The organism is Natronomonas sp. CBA1123 (assembly GCF_009741925.1).
Lineage (GTDB): Archaea > Halobacteriota > Halobacteria > Halobacteriales > Haloarculaceae > Natronomonas.
Genome location: NZ_WPCC01000002.1, coordinates 100328 through 117736 on the forward strand (window position 1 = coordinate 100328; position 17409 = coordinate 117736).

General features: G+C 57.1%; 14 protein-coding genes and 1 pseudogene. 11 read left to right on the forward strand and 4 right to left on the reverse strand.

The window, feature by feature from the left end; translation table 11 throughout:
• Positions 1-290: 290 nt before the first annotated feature.
• The 7 genes from GJ631_RS01870 (at position 291) to GJ631_RS01900 (ending at position 9660) form a co-directional block, all read left to right on the forward strand.
• Positions 291-2354 (forward strand): hydantoinase/oxoprolinase family protein, encoded by a 2064-nt coding sequence (locus GJ631_RS01870; protein ID WP_156707526.1) that lies wholly within the window; start codon positions 291-293, stop codon positions 2352-2354.
• The gene (locus GJ631_RS01875; protein ID WP_156707527.1) at positions 2351-4204 is read left to right on the forward strand and encodes a hydantoinase B/oxoprolinase family protein; all 1854 of its coding nucleotides are present in this window, start codon (positions 2351-2353) and stop codon (positions 4202-4204) included. The genes GJ631_RS01870 and GJ631_RS01875 overlap by 4 nt, the downstream gene beginning before the upstream one ends.
• A gap of 39 nt (positions 4205-4243) precedes the next feature.
• The gene (locus GJ631_RS01880) at positions 4244-4885 is read left to right on the forward strand and encodes an isochorismatase family protein (protein ID WP_156707528.1); all 642 of its coding nucleotides are present in this window, start codon (positions 4244-4246) and stop codon (positions 4883-4885) included.
• A 53-nt stretch (positions 4886-4938) separates the two neighbouring features.
• Positions 4939-6171: a CaiB/BaiF CoA-transferase family protein gene (locus tag GJ631_RS01885; RefSeq protein ID WP_156707529.1), complete on the forward strand. Its 1233-nt coding sequence runs from the start codon at positions 4939-4941 to the stop codon at positions 6169-6171.
• The gene (locus tag GJ631_RS01890; protein WP_156707530.1) at positions 6172-7263 is read left to right on the forward strand and encodes a LeuA family protein; all 1092 of its coding nucleotides are present in this window, start codon (positions 6172-6174) and stop codon (positions 7261-7263) included.
• An 89-nt stretch (positions 7264-7352) separates the two neighbouring features.
• Entirely contained in the window at positions 7353-8012 is a 660-nt protein-coding gene (locus GJ631_RS01895) for a helix-turn-helix domain-containing protein (protein ID WP_156707531.1), read from the forward strand.
• Between the two features lie 586 nt (positions 8013-8598).
• Complete coding sequence (locus GJ631_RS01900) at positions 8599-9660, forward strand: hypothetical protein (RefSeq protein WP_156707532.1); 1062 nt, start codon at positions 8599-8601, stop codon at positions 9658-9660.
• A 42-nt stretch (positions 9661-9702) separates the two neighbouring features.
• Here the strand turns inward: GJ631_RS01900 and GJ631_RS01905 are convergent, their stop codons facing one another.
• Positions 9703-10125, reverse strand: a complete 423-nt coding sequence (locus GJ631_RS01905; RefSeq protein WP_156707533.1) for a winged helix-turn-helix domain-containing protein — start codon at positions 10123-10125, stop codon at positions 9703-9705.
• A gap of 135 nt (positions 10126-10260) precedes the next feature.
• On the opposite strand from GJ631_RS01905, the pseudogene GJ631_RS18865 reads away from it, so the two are divergent.
• A pseudogene (locus GJ631_RS18865) lies at positions 10261-10428 on the forward strand (IS200/IS605 family transposon protein TnpB); the annotation flags it as partial.
• A gap of 47 nt (positions 10429-10475) precedes the next feature.
• Here GJ631_RS18865 and GJ631_RS01915 read toward each other — a convergent pair.
• Both GJ631_RS01915 and GJ631_RS01920 read right to left on the reverse strand, forming a co-directional pair.
• Positions 10476-11294, reverse strand: a complete 819-nt coding sequence (locus GJ631_RS01915) for an ABC transporter permease (protein ID WP_156707534.1) — start codon at positions 11292-11294, stop codon at positions 10476-10478.
• Entirely contained in the window at positions 11294-12196 is a 903-nt protein-coding gene (locus GJ631_RS01920) for an ABC transporter permease (protein ID WP_156707535.1), read from the reverse strand. The genes GJ631_RS01915 and GJ631_RS01920 overlap by 1 nt, the downstream gene beginning before the upstream one ends.
• A 388-nt stretch (positions 12197-12584) precedes the next feature.
• Here GJ631_RS01920 and hisD point away from each other — a divergent pair, with 388 nt between their 5' ends.
• The 3 genes from hisD (at position 12585) to GJ631_RS01935 (ending at position 16155) form a co-directional block, all read left to right on the forward strand.
• Complete coding sequence (gene hisD, locus GJ631_RS01925; RefSeq protein WP_156707536.1) at positions 12585-13853, forward strand: histidinol dehydrogenase; 1269 nt, start codon at positions 12585-12587, stop codon at positions 13851-13853.
• Positions 13854-13921: 68 nt separating this feature from the next.
• Positions 13922-14701 (forward strand): SDR family NAD(P)-dependent oxidoreductase, encoded by a 780-nt coding sequence (locus tag GJ631_RS01930; protein ID WP_156707537.1) that lies wholly within the window; start codon positions 13922-13924, stop codon positions 14699-14701.
• 239 nt (positions 14702-14940) lie between these two features.
• The gene (locus tag GJ631_RS01935; RefSeq protein WP_197424714.1) at positions 14941-16155 is read left to right on the forward strand and encodes an extracellular solute-binding protein; all 1215 of its coding nucleotides are present in this window, start codon (positions 14941-14943) and stop codon (positions 16153-16155) included.
• A 131-nt stretch (positions 16156-16286) separates the two neighbouring features.
• On the opposite strand, the gene GJ631_RS01940 is transcribed toward GJ631_RS01935, so the two are convergent.
• Positions 16287-17183, reverse strand: coding sequence for a carbohydrate kinase family protein (locus GJ631_RS01940; protein ID WP_156707538.1), 897 nt, complete (start codon positions 17181-17183; stop codon positions 16287-16289).
• Between the last annotated feature and the right edge of the window lie 226 nt (positions 17184-17409).

Below are 17409 nucleotides of genomic sequence, written 5' to 3' on the forward strand. Positions count from 1 at the left end.
ATTAAATAACATGTCTGTATGCCTGCCTTTACTGTTCAAGGTAATACATAAAATCTAATCGTCATTTGTATCCCCCCACATTTGATAACGTATTGCTGGCAAATATCAAATTTATGTAATAGTATTAAACCATATATGTTCGAGTCCGTATTCGAGAAGAACGACGCCACAGTAATTAGCGAATCGGCGAAGCACGGCCACCGGATTTAGAGGAGGGGTATAAAAATACCCAACAGGGGTTGGAAGAACGTTTAGGCAATCAGCAGCAGCAAATACTGGCACGCACTCACATGACATACAACTTGGGAGTGGACGTCGGTGGTACCTTCACCGACGTTATCGTGTTCGACGAGGACACCCACGAACTCACCATCGACAAGGTGCTATCGACGCCAGCAAATCCATCCGAGGGCGTGCTGAAAGGCGTGAACGAGGCGACCGAGAAGGCAGGTGCGTCGGTCGCGGACCTGGAGTTGCTTTTCCACGGGACGACGGTCGTAACCAACATGCTGCTCGAAGAGACCGGGGCACGAGTCGGCCTCATCACCACGACAGGCCACGAGGACATCCTCCACCTGGCGAGGGCCTGGACGCCGGGTCCACTCTACGGATGGATGGACATGGAGAAACCGGACCCCTTAGCCGATTTAGTAGACACGCGTGGTGTCTCCGGGACGGTCAGTTCCCCCGAAGGCGAAGTGACCGAGCCACTAGACGAAGCCGAAGTCAGGGAAGCGGTTCGGGAGCTCCGGGACAGTGGGGTCGAGTCCCTAACCGTCGCCCTGCTCAACGCGTATCTCAATCCGGTTCAAGAAGAGCGAGTCCGCGAGATAGTCGCCGAGGAAGCGCCAGACCTGCCCGTCTCGATTTCCTCGGAAATCGTCCCCGAGTATGGCGAGTACGAGCGAACCTTGACGACGGTCATCAACGATTACGCCCGGCCGGCCGTCATCAACTATCTCGACGACCTCGACGATTCGCTGGAGGAGGCAGGGTCGACGACGGCGATGAACGTCGTCCGTTCGGACGGCGGCCTAATGAGTTCCGAGGCGGCGAAAGAGCGACCCGTCGAGCTCGCGCTTTCAGGCCCCTCCGGTGGCGTGGTCGGCGCGGCGACCATCGCGGAAAAGAAAGGGGTACCCGACGTGCTCACCCTCGATATGGGTGGTACCTCAACCGACGTCTCACTCGTCGAGGACGGCAAACCCGAGACCACGCGCCAGACGAAGGTTGGCTACCGCGAATTCAAGTCCCGCTCGGTCGACGTGAACACGGTCGGTGCCGGCGGCGGCTCCGTCGCCCGCGTCCAACTCTCCGGCTCACTGCAAGTCGGTCCCGAGAGTTCCGGCGCCGACCCCGGCCCGGCCTGCTACGGACAGGGCGGCGAGGAACCGACGGTCACCGACGCCAACGTCGTTCTGGGACGGATCCCCTCGCAGGTGCAACTCGGTGGAAAGATGGACCTCGACCGGGACGCCGCCCGCGATGCAATCGCCACCATTGCCGAGGAACGCGGCACCTCCGTCGAGGAGGCCGCTCAGGCCATCCTCGACATCGTCAACGAAAACATGCACGGCGCGCTACGCGTCGTCTCCGTCGAACAGGGGTACGACCCCCGTGATTTCGGCCTCGTGGCTTTCGGTGGCGCCGGTCCGATGCACGCCAACGCGCTCGCCGACGTGATGGACACCTATCCGCTCGTCATCCCGCCGGGCCCGGGCGTGATGTCGGCATTCGGATTCCTCACCTCCGACGTGCAAAACGAGTTCTCCGAGACGTACCTCGAAACCGACCTCGACGTCGACGGCGACGACGTCCACGAGGAACTGCTGACGCTCCGTGAGGACGCCGAAACGTGGCTCGATTCGGAGGGCGTCGACGAATCCGACCACGCCTTCGAGTACTACGCCGACTGTCGGTACTACCGACAAGACATCCAGATGTCGATTCCGGTCGATATCGATGCGCTCCGGACCGAAACCGGCCTCGACGAAATCAAAGACGACTTCGAGGCGAGACACGACCAGCGCTTCGGCTTCTCGCTGGATGCACCGCTGGAAATCGCCAATCTCCGAGTCATCGGGAAGGGCGTCATCGAAGGTGTCACCATCGAGGAGTACGACCTCGGTGGGACGGACCCGAGTGCGGCGCGGGTCGGCACCGACGAGGTGTACTTCGATGGCGCCTACCGCGAGACGCCCGTCTACGACCGAACCGAACTACGGCCGGGTAACGAGATTGCCGGGCCGGCAATCGTCGTCGAGGACGACTCGACAGTCGTCGTCCAGCCCAACCACACCGCCACCATCGACCGCTATGCAAACATCGAAATCAACCGAGGTGACGACCAATGAGCGCTGACACTCCCGATTTCGTCGGTGAACACGATATCGACCCGACGACGCTCGACATAATCGAGAGCACCCTAGAGAACACTCGATACGAGATGGACCGCGTGCTGGAGACGACCGCAATCAGCCCGGTCATCCGCGAGCAGTCCGACCAGTTCCCACTCATCGCGGATTCGAAAGGACGGATGGTCATGGGTCAGTTCGGGTCGGCCATCGAGACTATCATCGACAACGCGAGCTTCGGCTGGGATGACCTCGAAGAAGGTGACGTCATCGCAACCAACGACCCCTACATGTGCGCGGGCGCGATGTCACACACGCCGGACATGCTTCTGCTCCGACCCATCTTCTACGAAGGCGAACGTGTCGGGTTCTCCAGTCAGTGGGGCAACCTGATGGACGTCGGCGGGAAGACCCCCGGTAGCATGCCGGTCCAAGCGACGTCCATCTTCGAGGAGGGCATCCGCCTCCCACCGGTCAAACTCTACGAGGGCGGCGAGCTTGACGACCAGCTTCTGGAGACGTTCGCACACAACACCCGTCTCCCCGACCATGCCGAGGCCGACATCAAGGCACTAGCTGCAGGCACGAAAGCGGCCGAAGAGCGCGTTCAGGAACTCTGTGACCGCTTCGGGAAAGAGACGTATCTCGAAGGCTGTGACGCCATCCTCGACCGCACCCGAGACGGGATGATAAACCTCATCGACGAGTTCGTCCCCGAAGGGGAGACGTACACTTTCGAGGACTACGTCGATGACGACGGGATGGGCAACGGCCCGATTAAACTCCACCTCGAAATCTACCGCGAAGGTGACACGGTCTACCTCGACTGGACGGGCACCGACGAGCAAGTCCCCGGGACGGTGAACTTCCTGCTGAACGAGAAGATGTTCAAGATGTTCACCGGCGTCTTCCTCATCATGGCGTTCGACCCGCTGTTGACGTTCAACGACGGGTACTACGACCTTTTCGAGGTCACGCTCCCCGAGGGGACGGTCGTTCAACCCGAGTTCCCCGCACCACTCGGGAACCGCCTGCCGCTGATGGCCCGGCAGTTCGACGTGCTGCAGGCCACGTTTTCGAAGCTCATCGACGGATTCTCCGTCGCCGGCAGTTACGGCACCTCGCCGAACCTCGTCTACGCCGGAACCGACTCGGAAGGCAACGACTTCCAGATGCTGGAAATCCTCTACGGCGGCATCCCTGCCCGCCCCGGCGGCGACGGCCTTGACGGCCACTCGTGGTGGCCGCTGTTTCGGACGGTCCCCGCCGAGTATCAGGAGGCCTACTACCCGCTTTCTATCGACGAGTACAGCACGCGCGAAGACACCGGTGGGCCGGGCGAATACCGCGGCGGCCACGGAATCACGAAGGTGTATACCTTCGAGGAGGACGGGGCGATTACCTTCCAGGACGACCGCGCCCACACCTACCCGTGGGGCGTCGAGGGAGGCAAACACGGCGGCAGAAGCGAAAAGAAGCTACTCCGAGTCGACGGTACAGAGGAGGAACTCCCCTCGAAGGTCGAAAACGTCCCCGTGCAGGCCGGCGACAAACTGGTCTTCAGCACCGCCGGCGGCGGCGGGTTGGGCGACGCACTCGACCGAGATACTGAAACGGTCTCCACCGAGGTCCGACGTGGGCTCATCACCGAAGAGGCGGCCGAAGAGGAGTACGGTGTCGTCCTCGCCGAGGACGGCACCGTTGACGAGACGGCGACCGAATCCCGACGTGCCGAGATTCGGGAGACCCGCGAAGAACTCGGTGCGTTTGATTACGGCCCACTCCCGCCCGAGGAGGAACTCGCCGACCGGATTGCCGCCGAGCGCCGCGAGTTCGAGAACCGCGATTGATACCGAGGAACGATTACAATTTCACGACGAACACCACCCATGGACTGGATCGACGAAACCGAGGCCTACTACGCCAACCACGACTTCGGCGATGAGGTCGGGATGGGCAACCGACCCGCGTTGGTCGTCATCGACCTGATTAACGCGTTCACCGACGCCGAAACCAACCTTGGCGCGGATTTCGACGCCGTCGTCAAGCAGACCGAGCGGTTGCTCGCGGCGTTCCGCGAACGGGACCTCCCTCGGTATTTCACCACCGTCGCCTACGAGGAGTCCTACGGCGACGCCGGTCGGTTCATCGAGAAAGTGCCCGCCCTCCGCGAACTCGAGGCGGGGACCGACGCCGTCGCCGTCGACGGGCGACTCGACCCCGAAGCCGGCGAGCGCGTAATCCTCAAAAAGTACGCCAGCGCCTTCTTCGGCACCGACCTCGGGACGGAACTGACGACCGATGGCGTCGACACGCTCGTTCTCGCGGGCGTCACCACGAGTGGCTGCGTCCGTGCGACGGCCGTCGACAGTCTTCAGCACGGCTACCGGACGGTCGTCCCCGCCGACGCCGTCGGCGACCGCGCCGACGGCCCACATCGCGCGAACCTCTTCGACATCGACCAGAAATACGGGGACGTCGTGGCAACCGACGACGTACTCGAGCGCCTCGCAACCGAGAAAGACGCATGAGAACCACAGAAACATGATTTACACAGATTTGACAACGTTTAATGAGGGATTGTATGAGTAACGACGACACGACAGCACGAGAACGACAGGGGCCGTTGGACGGGTTGCGCGTTATCGACATGTCGGGCATGATCAGCGGCGCGTTTGCGACGACAATGATGGGCGATTTCGGCGCTGACGTGGTGATGATCGAGCATCCGAAAGTGGGCGACCCGATCCGTGAGTGGCCGAAGAAGACCGAGGACGGCCACTCGTTGGCGTGGAAATCGCTCGGGCGCAACAAGCGCTGTATCACACTCGATTTAGGTTCAGATCGCGGTCGGGAACTCGCTCTGGAACTCATTGAGGATGCCGACATCGTCTTCGAGAACTTCCGGCCCGGGACGATGGAACGGTGGGGGCTCGGCCCCGACGACATCCACGAGGTCAACGAACGCGCGATTATGGTCCGGCTTTCGGGATACGGGCAGACCGGTCCAAAATCTGAGAAACCCGGATTCGGCACCATCGCCGAGGGAATTTCCGGGTGGGCTCACGCCAACGGCTTCCCCGACCGCGAACCGCTTCTGCCGCCGATTAGCCTCGCGGACCTGACAGCGGCCCAGTTTGCCCTTCAGGCGACGCTGATGGCCGTCTACGAGCGAGATCTCGGTCGGGGAGGTAGCGACGAGGGACAGGTCGTCGACGTTTCCCTCATCGAACCACTCTCGCGACTCTTTTTCGGAGACGTAGAGGCCTACGACTACGATGGTCACGTCCGCGAGCGGACAGGGAATCGCCATCCAAACACCGCTCCACGGAACATCTACGAGACGAAGGATGGCTACATGACAATGTCCGCCTCAAATCAGAAAATTTTCGAGCGCGTCGCACACGCCATCGGCAAGCCCGAACTTATCGAGGATGACCGTTTCGCGGACAACGAAAAACGCGTCGAGAACGTCGAGGCTCTCGACGCGGAAATCGAAGCGTGGACCCGAGACCACACGACCGAGGAAGCTATCGACATCTTAGAGGCAGAGGACGCCATCGTGGGACCCGTCTACGACGTCGAAGACATCCGGCAGGACGAGCAGTACCAGGCCCGCGACGATTTCGTCACGGTCGACGACCCCGACGTTGGGCAAATCGAAACGTTCGCACCGGTCCCCGAGTTCTCCCGAACCCCCGGCGATATCGAGTTTCTCGGCCCCGGACATGGCGAGCACAACGAGGAAATTTACGGCGGTGAACTCGACCTCTCGCCGGAGGAAATCGTCGACTTGGAGGAGGAGGGAATCATATAAATGCTCCTGACAGATGTCACACTCAGGGAAGGGGACCAGATGCCCGGGCGGGAGTTCACCGCCGACGAAAAAATCGAATGCGCACGGACTCTCGACGAGTTGGGCGTCCCCTTCATTCAGCCCGGCTTTCCCGCGACCGGCGAGAAAGACCAAGCAGCCATCTCGGAGCTAGCGGGGACGACCAATGCGGAGGTAGTCGCTCTAGCACGCGCGCTCGAAAGCGATATCGATGCAGCGCTTTCGGCCGACGCGGAGGTAATCGAAACGTTCGTTTCCGCGTCGGACCGCCACCTAGAACACTTACTCGGGATTACCCGCGAGGAAATGTTGTCGATGCTCGGTGAGGCTGTCGACTACATCCGCGAACACGGCCTTCCCGTGCATGTCACCTTGGCCGACGCCTTCCGAACGGACCACGACCAGCTTATCGAGATTATCGAGACGATTCCGGAAGTGGATTTCATCTCGCTGGCCGACACCGTCGGCGCGCGAACGCCAGCGACGGTACAGGAATATCTCGATGGTCTCGACGGCCACATCGACTTCGGTCGTCTGGGCGTCCATTTCCACGACGATATGGGCTGTGCGACGGCCAACGCCCTCGCATCTTACCGCGCTGGCGTCGGAAAAGCCGACGTGAGCGTCGCTGGGCTCGGCGAACGAGCCGGCAACAGCCCCCTCGAAGAAGTGGTCGTCGCTTGTTCCGTCGAGCACGACGACGACCTCGGGATGACGACGGACGAACTCGTTCCGGCGTGCCGAAGCATCCTGGACCGCCTCGGCGAGTCCTACGACGACCGAAAGGCCGTCCTCGGCGAAAAAATCGCCGAACACGAATCTGGAATCCATACGGCAGCGATGCTCGCTGACCCCGCTACGCTCGAACCATTCGACCCAGAACTGTTCGGCGGCCAGAGCCGACTGATATTCGGTAGATCCACCGGAGAGAGCGGCGCCCGCCGCCTCCTTCGACGAGTCGGGATAGAGCCCGATACACAGACCGTGGACAGCTATCTCGATGCCTTAGCTGTAGAGGGGCCGCTCGACCTTGACGCCGCGCTCGCACTAGCCAAACGAGAGTTCGGCAGTTAATCGGTCTACAGCGACTCGATTTCGATGTCTCGGTAGCACCTCAATCGACCCGACGAAGACTTATTCATACTCCCGTTCTACGAAGGTCTATGTTTCAGGCAGAGATTCACCTCCAGCAACACAAGGAGTGTGTCGTCTCCAAACTCGCAACGGAGTTCGACGAGAATCTCGACATCGCCATCGAGGAACTCCACGACGAACTCGTGACCTTCGTGCTCGAACCCGGCGACAACGGCCCGGACGTGTTGGCCACTCTTCGGGAATCCGAGCAGGTGAAACACGTTGAAAACCTGGGTGATGGGAACATACTCGTGACGAAAACGTCGTGCGGCGCCTATTCGGCAATCGACCGAAACCATGGAATCCTCAGGCGACATACGTCAATTGGCCCGGACCGCCGTGTGTACACGGTGCTGTTCTTCCGCCGGCAGGACCTTCGGGCAATGATTGAGGATTTCCGTGAAATCGGTACCGTGACACTGGGGAAATTGTCAGCCTTTGATAGGACAGGTGTACGACTTACCGACCGACAGTACGAGGTAATCGAATGTGCTCTCGAGTCAGGATATTTCGAGTGGCCCCGCGAAATCACGAGCGAGGAACTCGCCGAGAAGATGGAGATCAGCCGCGCAACGCTTTTGGAACACCTCCGGAAGGCGGAGTCTAAACTCCTCTCCGACGGACTCGAAACCGCGACCACTGAGGCGGTACGCACGGACCACATCGAACCAACCACGCCACCGAAGTGAAGCTGCGAATATCGTTATTCCCAAGGTAGCGATTGGAGATGAGTATATTACAGTAGGTGGAATGAGCCTAAATAATTTGTAGAAGTAACATCAGTTGACACTTGTGCGTCGTCTGAGCATCTTCGTTTTGGTCACTTTTGGATTACTAATCGCTGGATTACTTGCTGCACCCGCTATTGCGTCAGCCAGTGATACACCGGTTGAAACCACCTATATTGTAGAACAGACTGGCAATCAAAGTGTCACTGTTGAGGCTACCGTTACGCTTCCTCATGACATCGATTTCGTCAGATTTCGGCCACCAAAAAACGTAACGGTAGAGAGCCATAGCTTTGAGCGGTCCAATGGAAGTAGATACATCACTGAAACAGACGCAACAATAACCTATCGCCTTACGTCTCCCTTAGGCAACAGAGACTTCGGGGGAAAGAGTACAGCGATAACCGACGAATGGGCCTTCGTTCAAGTGACTGGCGTAACGGCTTACAGATATTCAGGGGATAACCCGGGCCGAATTCGAAACACCACCACTTCTGGATCGGGTGTAGCAGGAGACCGATTTGTGTTCACCGGACCGAACACAGTTATGAATACATCGACAGATAGCGATACCTCTATTCAACTAGTAATTCCAGACCAGTCCAATCTGCGTGCTAATTCTTCAAAGATTCTTAGTGGGCTTTCGAGGGCAGAAGGCGATCTGTCGCTGTCGGGGCCAAGTCAGATAACGATATTTGTTGGGATGTCACCACTAAGACGAGGGGGACAAGCTTCTGGAGCAGAATTTTGGGCCCATGAGGAATCAGAACTCAATGGAACAAGTACGTGGTTTCACGAATTCGTTCATACACAACAGCAATACAAAACAGCCGAGAATATGCAATGGTTTACCGAGGCGAGCGCAGAGTATTATGCAGTCATCTTGGCGGCAGAACAGAATAGACTCACACAAAGAACCTTCGGCCGTGCAATCACTAGCCGCCAATACGAGTCAGACCGCCTCTCAAATCCGGATGGCTGGTCCAGCGGTAAAACGCCATATGAGAAGGGTCCACGGGTACTCGCAGCGCTCGACATCCAGATCCGGAATCGTAGCGACGGCAACGGAACGCTGCTAGATGTCTTTCAACTACTCAACACCCATCAAGGAGATCTTCGGTACGTCGATTTCGAAGATTACGTAGCTGAAGTGGCTGGGGAGCGATTAGATCAGTGGCTTCAGCGATACGTCAGAGGAACTGCAGTCCCGAATCCTCCCGAAGACCCCGAACGGTATGGGTACGAACTCAAAGACGAGAGAATACTGCCCTCAGAAACGACTCCACTTCCAACAGCCCAGCCAGGCCAAGCGACAGAAACACCAACCGGGACTGCAACAGCCGCCGACAACTCCGACCTTGGAGACGTAAGCGAACTTTCAGAAACAGATATAGACATAATAATCTTGATGGCTGGCATTGGAGGCGGTGGGGGAACTCTAGTAATACTTGCCAGCCTAATTCTTGGAGTTTTTAGAAAGCTGACTGAACGTCTATATCAGCCAATTATACCGGAGCGAATCATCGTCGGAGGATTCAACACCGGACTCGGTATTGTTCTACTTACTGGAACAATGATGTTCGGCTACGTTGTCTTGCAATTTACATAGTATTGTAGTGCGAAAAGGAATTAAGAATCTGGTGTGTAGATATTACTCGGTGTAGACCGTCTCAGCAGCCACATTTGGCCGCGGCTTCTCGAGTAACGCCAAGAATTCATCCGAGTGGTCGATACGGTCGAACAGCTCTTTGAGCGGTTCAGGAGCAAACATGTTGTTGCGGTCGAACACCGCTCTGGCGTCGTCCGTAAGGTAATAGTATCGACGTGGCTCTCCAGGGCTCTGGTCCGGAGCATCTGCATACGCAACCACGCCAGCCTCACGAAGCTTCGCCAATCGCTTGCTGATTTTCGATTTCGAAAACGGCGGATTCAGAAGCCAGAACTCCTTCGGTGAGACGAGGCCGCTCGGGTGACCCACGATGTCAGCGACGAGGCTTGCACACGCCTCGTCGTCAACCGCGCTAATCATCGTGACCGTTTGCTCAACGGCAGGGGACGTGTAGGTTCCTTTCATAATTAGTAGATAGGACCCATTTCAGATAAAATTTCGGTAGACAGAAATCTTACTGAGGAAGCCATCTAGAGCATACATCAACCATACACCCCTATCCAGAGAGGATCAAACCGGCAATCAAACCCGTTGTCATTTACGGCGTCAGAGACGTTCCTTCGAGAAAACAGCGAAAGCGAAGTCAGGCCGATGGCACGGCACGTGCTATTCGAGTGGGACGACCACGACTGGTCGGAGAAACCACACCCTCATGAAAGTCCCAAAGAAGTGCGCACAGACCCTCAAGTTGCCTCCGTGGGTTGGTAGCCGAACCCTCAACGGGGAAATCCTCGCGCTTTAGCGTGGGGTAGATATCAAGAATGCAGGAACTTATCCAGCCCGACAAGTTGATCGGCGATGATGATCGCAATGATGGCGGCGATAACATAGACACTCGAAATCGCCGCAATCTGCGGACTGATATTCCCTCTTATTGCACTGTAGATCGCAACAGGGAGCGTTTCCGTGTCCGAGATGGTGATAATAAGGCTAACGATGAACTCGTTGAGCGCGAGCATAAACATCATCAGTGAGCCGGAAATCACGCCCGGCATCAGGGCCGGTAGGGTGACGTGTCTGAACGTTTGAATCTCTTCAGCGCCGAGGCTCCGGGCAGCATTCTCCAGAGTCGGATCGAAGGAGTTGACGCTGGAAGCGACGCTCCAGATCATAAATGGGATGTTAATGATCGTCAGCGCCAACCCGACAGCCCAGATATTACCGATCCAGCCGATTCGGCCGAAAAGAATCAATAGAATGAATCCCGACACGACGAGGGGAACGGTGAAGGGTAACAACAGATACAGCTGAATCCCGTGTTCGAATCGGATATCGTAACGATTCAATCCGATTGCAGTCGAGAGCCCGATCGGGATCGAAATAATCGTACAGATCGTTGCAACCATCACACTATTGATAAACGGCTGAATATATTCACCCTCATCAAGTAGCGAGAAGTACCACCTGAGGCTCAATTCATCCGGTGGGAATGCGATGATTTCGCCTGCGCCAAGGGAGGCAACGAGGATGATAAGCGAGGGCAACACCAAAAATATCAGTTCCACCAGTGCAAATGCTGTAAGATACGGGTGGTCGGTTTTGAGGTGCTGTCCGACTCCACGCAAGAGACTCATTATTCACCCACCTCCACGCCGAGGGTCCCGGTACCGTAGCGCCGAAAGACGCCGAGCACGACGATTGAGGCGACCGCTACGAGGACGATACTCAGCACGGACGCAAACGGATAGTTTAGCGTTCCGAACACTGTCTGGTAAATGAAGTTTGCTACGAAGTCGTTCGTGCCGCCGCCGAGCAGGTCAGGAATCGAGTAGTTCGCCATCGAAATCGTAAATACGACAATTGCCGCCGCGGTTATACCAGGCCGTGCCAACGGGAGGATGACGTGGCGAAACGTTTGAATCTGATTCGCGCCAGCGTTTTTTGCCGCCCGTTCGAGATCACGGTCGATGCTCGCTATTGCGGGCGTGATCATTAGGACCGCAAACGGCAGCATATACTGGACGAGGCCGATGATGACTGCGGTTGAGGTGCCGATTATGTTTAGCGGTTCAAGCCCGATACTCTCGAGTAGCCAGTTGAACGCGCCATTACGGCCGAGCAGAATAAGCCAGCCGTACGCCCGGATGATCACTCCTGAAAAGAAAGGAACGAACAACCCAAAGAGTAGCACATACCTGAGGATGGGCTGTTTCGTTCGGACAACTAAGTACGCATACGGTACCGCGAAGACGACACATAAGACGGTGACAAGTGTGGAATAGAGGATAGTCCGGAAGAATACCGTGTGGAAAGCGGAGGTCTGAATCAGACGATTCCAGTTGGCAAGGGTGTATTCATAGGTGAAAATTTGGATCGTGTCGTACGTCAGAAAGCTGTACCAAGTGAGGAGTGCCATCCCAACCGCAAGAAAGCTGATTACGAGCACGCCAGGAGTAATCAGGACGTAACCAAACCGGTTTGAGTCGGCTTTTTTTTCGAAGGGAATGCGCTCTTTAATTGCGATGATGGCGTCCATCACGGACCACTTGAATTGGGTCCAAGTGTGTCGGTAGGTGTCTATTCGGCTCATGCGTCAATCATGTTTCCAGTAGGGATGCGGTTTCGCTGGCCTGTGCCGTCACGATAATAGACGATTCGTAACGCCGTTCTCATAACAGTTGCTCCCCGGCCCTGTTCGGTGCCGAACAGATGGATCGCGGTTGTGAGGCTAGCCACGTCCCAGAGGAGGGGTGTCTTTTGTGTCCCATCGGGTTACGTGGGATGTCCTCCCAATGGGGTATACATTTGAGACCACCGTATGGTGGATGAGCATGACTCGAATCATCCGCTCGCACTCATCACGTCGCGAGGAGTCACCACACGGTGGGACCGTATTAATGCGCTTGACGAATCCACAATGATCCATGGACGTACAGAAACTCTCGGCGCTCAGTCCTGCTGAGTTGGATGCGATTCACAATCGTGATACTGGCCTTGATGCGATCCGAAACGATGTTCGGGACATCATAAATCAAGTCCGGACAGACGGCGATGAGGCACTTTATGAATTCAATCGGCGCTTCGATGACGTCGACAGCGACACCCTAGTTGCGACCGACGCGATTTCGGGTGCTGCTGATGTAATCGACGAGGATGTTCGGTATGCTTTGGAAGTCGCAATCGATCGCGTACGTGCTTTCCACGAGCGGCAACGGCGTGATGACTGGACGGACGACTTTGAGGGGCTAACACTCGGCCGACAGTTCCGACCCATCGAGCGAGTCGGTGCCTACGTCCCTGGTGGAAGCGCAGCCTATCCCTCAACGGTGATCATGACTGTCGTTCCCGCGAAGGTCGCTGGCGTTGAGGAGGTAGCCGTCGTAACCCCGCCCGCGGACGAAATCAACCCAGTTACACTAGCGGCGCTCGACCTGGCAGGTGCCGACGAGGTGTACACCGTCGGTGGCGCACAGGCTATCGCAGCGCTCGCTTACGGTACGGACTCAATCCCTCCGGTCGAAAAGATCGTTGGGCCAGGGAATCGCTGGGTTGCTGCCGCAAAGGCAGACGTTCGAGGCGATGTCGCTATCGATATGATCGCTGGACCCACCGAGGTGCTGATTCTGGCCGACGAAACGGCGACTCCTAAATACGTTGCCGCGGAGCTCGTCGCACAGGCCGAACATGACCCCCACTCTTCCGCCGTGGCCGTCACCCCAGACGAGACGGTTGCTGAGGCCGTTGTTGATGAAGTTGACCGGCAAATTTCCGATCTGGATCGAAGCGACACCATCCGCGAGGCGCTTGCTAACGACAGCAGCGGCGTCTTCTTGGCCGACTCGATGACTGATGCGACGACCTTTGCCGAATCTTACGCCGTTGAGCATCTCGTGGTACAGACAGCGAATCAAAAAGAGGTCGTTGACGCTATCGACAGTGCAGGTAGCGTTTTCATGGGCGAGTACAGCCCGGTGGCCGTGGGCGATTACGCGAGTGGGACAAATCACGTCCTGCCGACCTCGGGAGCAGCGAGAACAACAGGTGGACTCTCGATCGACACGTTCGTCCGCTCGCGGACCGTCCAAGAACTCGACCGCGAGGGGCTAGAGTCGATTTCGGAGGCTGTGGTCACGTTGGCCGAATTAGAGGGGCTTGACGCCCATGCCGAAAGCGTTCGAACACGGCTTGAATAGGCGTATCCACCGCTCCATCGCCCTGTGGTGGGCGTACCTTCTTATCGAGCCACACGCAGACGTGAGATATGTCCGTACTTGATTCGTTCAGACTCGACGGAAAGACGGCGATTGTGACAGGCGCAAGCAAGGGTATCGGGCGCGCACTTGCTGAGGGACTCGCCGAGGCAGGTGCCAACGTTTGCGTCGCCAACAGAAACGAACACGACGGCAGAAAGGCCGCTGAAGCAATCAGCTCATCAACAGACGCCGAGACGACTGCCGTGGCGGTCGACGTTACTGACGAAACCGACGTTGAGCAGATGGTTGAGCAGACACTCGATGAGTTCGGAGCGATCGATATCTTGGTCAACAATGCGGGGATTGCACGGATGGCACCCGCTCATGAGATGTCATTGGAAACGTGGAACGAGGTGATCGAGACGAATCTGACAGGCGTGTTCCTCTGTACAAAACACGTTGGCGGAGCGATGATCGATGGCGACGGTGGAACGATTATCAACATGGCGTCGATGTCGGCGTTTGTGGCGAATTATCCACAGGAAGAGGTTGTCTATCACGCGTCAAAGGGCGGAGTCGTTTCCTTTACGCGACAACTCGCCTCCGAGTGGGCCAAACACGGAATCCGAGTTAATGCCATGGCACCAGGGTATATCCGCACGGAGATGATCGACGAAATGCTCTCAGAAAATCCCGAGATGGAAGCGGCGTGGCTTTCGGAGATGCTCTTTGACGAGATGGCATCTCCTGATGAGTTAGCCGGGACGGCCGTCTATCTCGCTTCGGAAGCTTCCTCGTATATGACCGGCGAGACAGTTGTTATCGATGGTGGCTACACCGTCAGGTGATGTTTTCGCCCCTCGGAAGGGCCTCCAACATCTGGCCGTTGTGGGCTCAGGATATCTCTGATGACAGGAATTTGGACGGACGGCGTACTGCCGGGTTGTGTAACTGAATATACGAATACTATCGCTCTCGACCGAGATTGTCGGTGATATCTCTCTGCTACCGTGGATGTTTCCTGAACAAACCTTGGGAGAAAGACGGGTCTTTTATAAATACACAACCTTATGGTGGGCACAGTTGTATGACCGGTAACGACACTCATACTGAACGAACTATGGAAGAAAATACGCAGAAATCGGACGGCGTGAAACGGCTCAGCCGCCGGAAGGTCATCGCGGCAACTGGTGCCGCATCGGTCACTGGATTGGCTGGATGTAGTGGTGGCAATGGAAACGGCAACGGAAATGGAAACGGCAATGGAAATGGAAACGGCAACGGAAATGGAAACGGTGGTGGCGAACCCGAAAAGCCGGACTCGATTACGGTTCGCGCCTGGGGGGGAGCTTGGCAGGACAACCTCGACGAGTACGTCTCGACGCCGTTCACCGAGGAGACTGGAATAGATGTTGAATACGACAACTCCAGCGAGGACCAGATGCAGGCGAAGATCCGGACCGCACTTCAGCAGGACCGCGAACCTCCAGTCAACGTTCAGTGGTCGCTTACGAAGACGAGTTTTCAGTCCTTCGAACTGGAACTCATGGAGCCGCTCGATACCGAGGTAGTCCCGAACATTACGGATCTACTTGGCGCCGCGCAACCCGACGCTGGCGACATTGCATGGCCGTTCGTTAACCTCTACTCGTACACTTACGCACTCACATACAACACCGATGAGGTCGACTCGGAACCAACCTCTTGGAGCATGTGGTGGGACGACGAGTGGGAGAATCAAATCGGACTTTATCCGAGCGGCCACGGCATAACCCCCGTCTTAGCCGAGATGACGGACACTGAGCTCGGGCCGGTCGAAGAGATGGGGCCAGTTTGGGATGAGTACGAAAGCCTCCGCCCGAACGTCGGGACGATCGGTGAAGACTCCGAACTCACCCAGAGCCTTCGGCAGGGAGAGGTCTCAATGGCGGTGTTGCTACCGGCGAATATCGTCAACGCCCAAGATGACGGTGCGCCCGTCGATTACACGATTCCGGAGGAAGGTGCACGAGCGGGCCGCGATACGATGTGGGTCCCGCGGGGACAGAGCGACTCACTAACCTACTGGAGCCAAAAGTACATCAACACGGCTGCAAGCACCGAAAACATTGGTCCGTGGTGTGAGAACCTCGGCGTCGCACCCCTCCATGCGGACGCGGAGATCCCCTCTTGGATGGAGGAGGATGTCGCCTTCCCGACGGACCAGGAGCAGTTCGATCAGATGATTACGCCGTCACTAGATGTCCTCACCGAATACGAACCCAAGTGGGAGAGCCGAGTCAACGAGATTATGGGTTCGTAGGCGGGCGTAGTCCCCTTATTTGTCCCTCATGCCGCATTCTTCTGACTCGTAGTTAGATTCCACAATCGGATTCACATGGAATTTCGTTGATTCCCCGATTCATATCCCATGGTGAAGGTTGAAGCTGAGAGTTAAGAGAGCGCCTCGATCGACGATAGTTTGTCATCGATAGAAAAGACACGAATCGCCTCACCAGCGACCAGGTTTCCACGCCTCGCAGCCTTGGTAACTGACTTTCCCTCAGACAGGGCCGAAATGAATCCGGCGTTGAAGAAGTCGCCGGCTCCACAGGTATCGACGGTTTCGGTGAAATCGGTGGGGACCGTCTCGAAGCCGTCGTTGTCGACGACGATACAGCCTTCCTCGCCGGCCTTGACGATGCAAGTCCCGACACCGCGCTCAACGAGTGCACTACCGGCGGCTGGTATCGCCGTTGCCTCGCCCAGTCGGCGGACTTCGGTGTCGTTGACGAGCAGATAGTCAATCGACGGGAGAACTTCCTCGAATGCCTCCCGCCAGCCGGATGGAGACCAGTTCGTATCGAGTAAGACTGGAGCCTCGCGCTCGCCCAACTTCTGGATAGAGGCAACGCCGTCGTCACTCCAGAGGTACGGCGCCTGTGCGAAGCCAGACACGAGAACAATATCCGCGGTTCCACTGTCTGGTATCTCTACTGAAGTGTTTCCAGCAGCGCCGCGATACGTCACGAAGGATCGGTCGGTATCCGTGAGAATCGCTGCGGCGGTACTGATACCTGTACCGGGTACCCGGTTAACCATCTCAGTATCGACGCCGTGCTCAGACATGAACGTGAGCCACTGCTCGGAGAGCCTATCGGCCCCAACGGGTGTCGATACCCGAACGTCGACATCTTGTGCTGCCAAACCCAACGATGCATAGCCAGCGGACCCACCGGGGCGCACTTCGAAGCGCGAAGCCACCATTTCCTCGCCAGGGTCTGGGACGCGGTCGACGTCCTCAAAAACGAAATCGACAATGGCATCGCCGACGACAAGTACCTCGCTCATCGGTGATTGGTCAACAGTGAGAGTCGGCCACTACGTGAGTGGTGATTGACTGTGAGATAATTGGTGTCTTTCAACATGGGATTCGGTGTTCAAAGTACGCACACCTATCATCGAAAGTGTGACGATTGGGGTGTATACCTGAAATCATCCACTATCGTGTCGCTCCATGGGGGAGAATCGTGGCGGTTGAACGTGTATTATATGTATGCAACACAAGTCAAAAAGA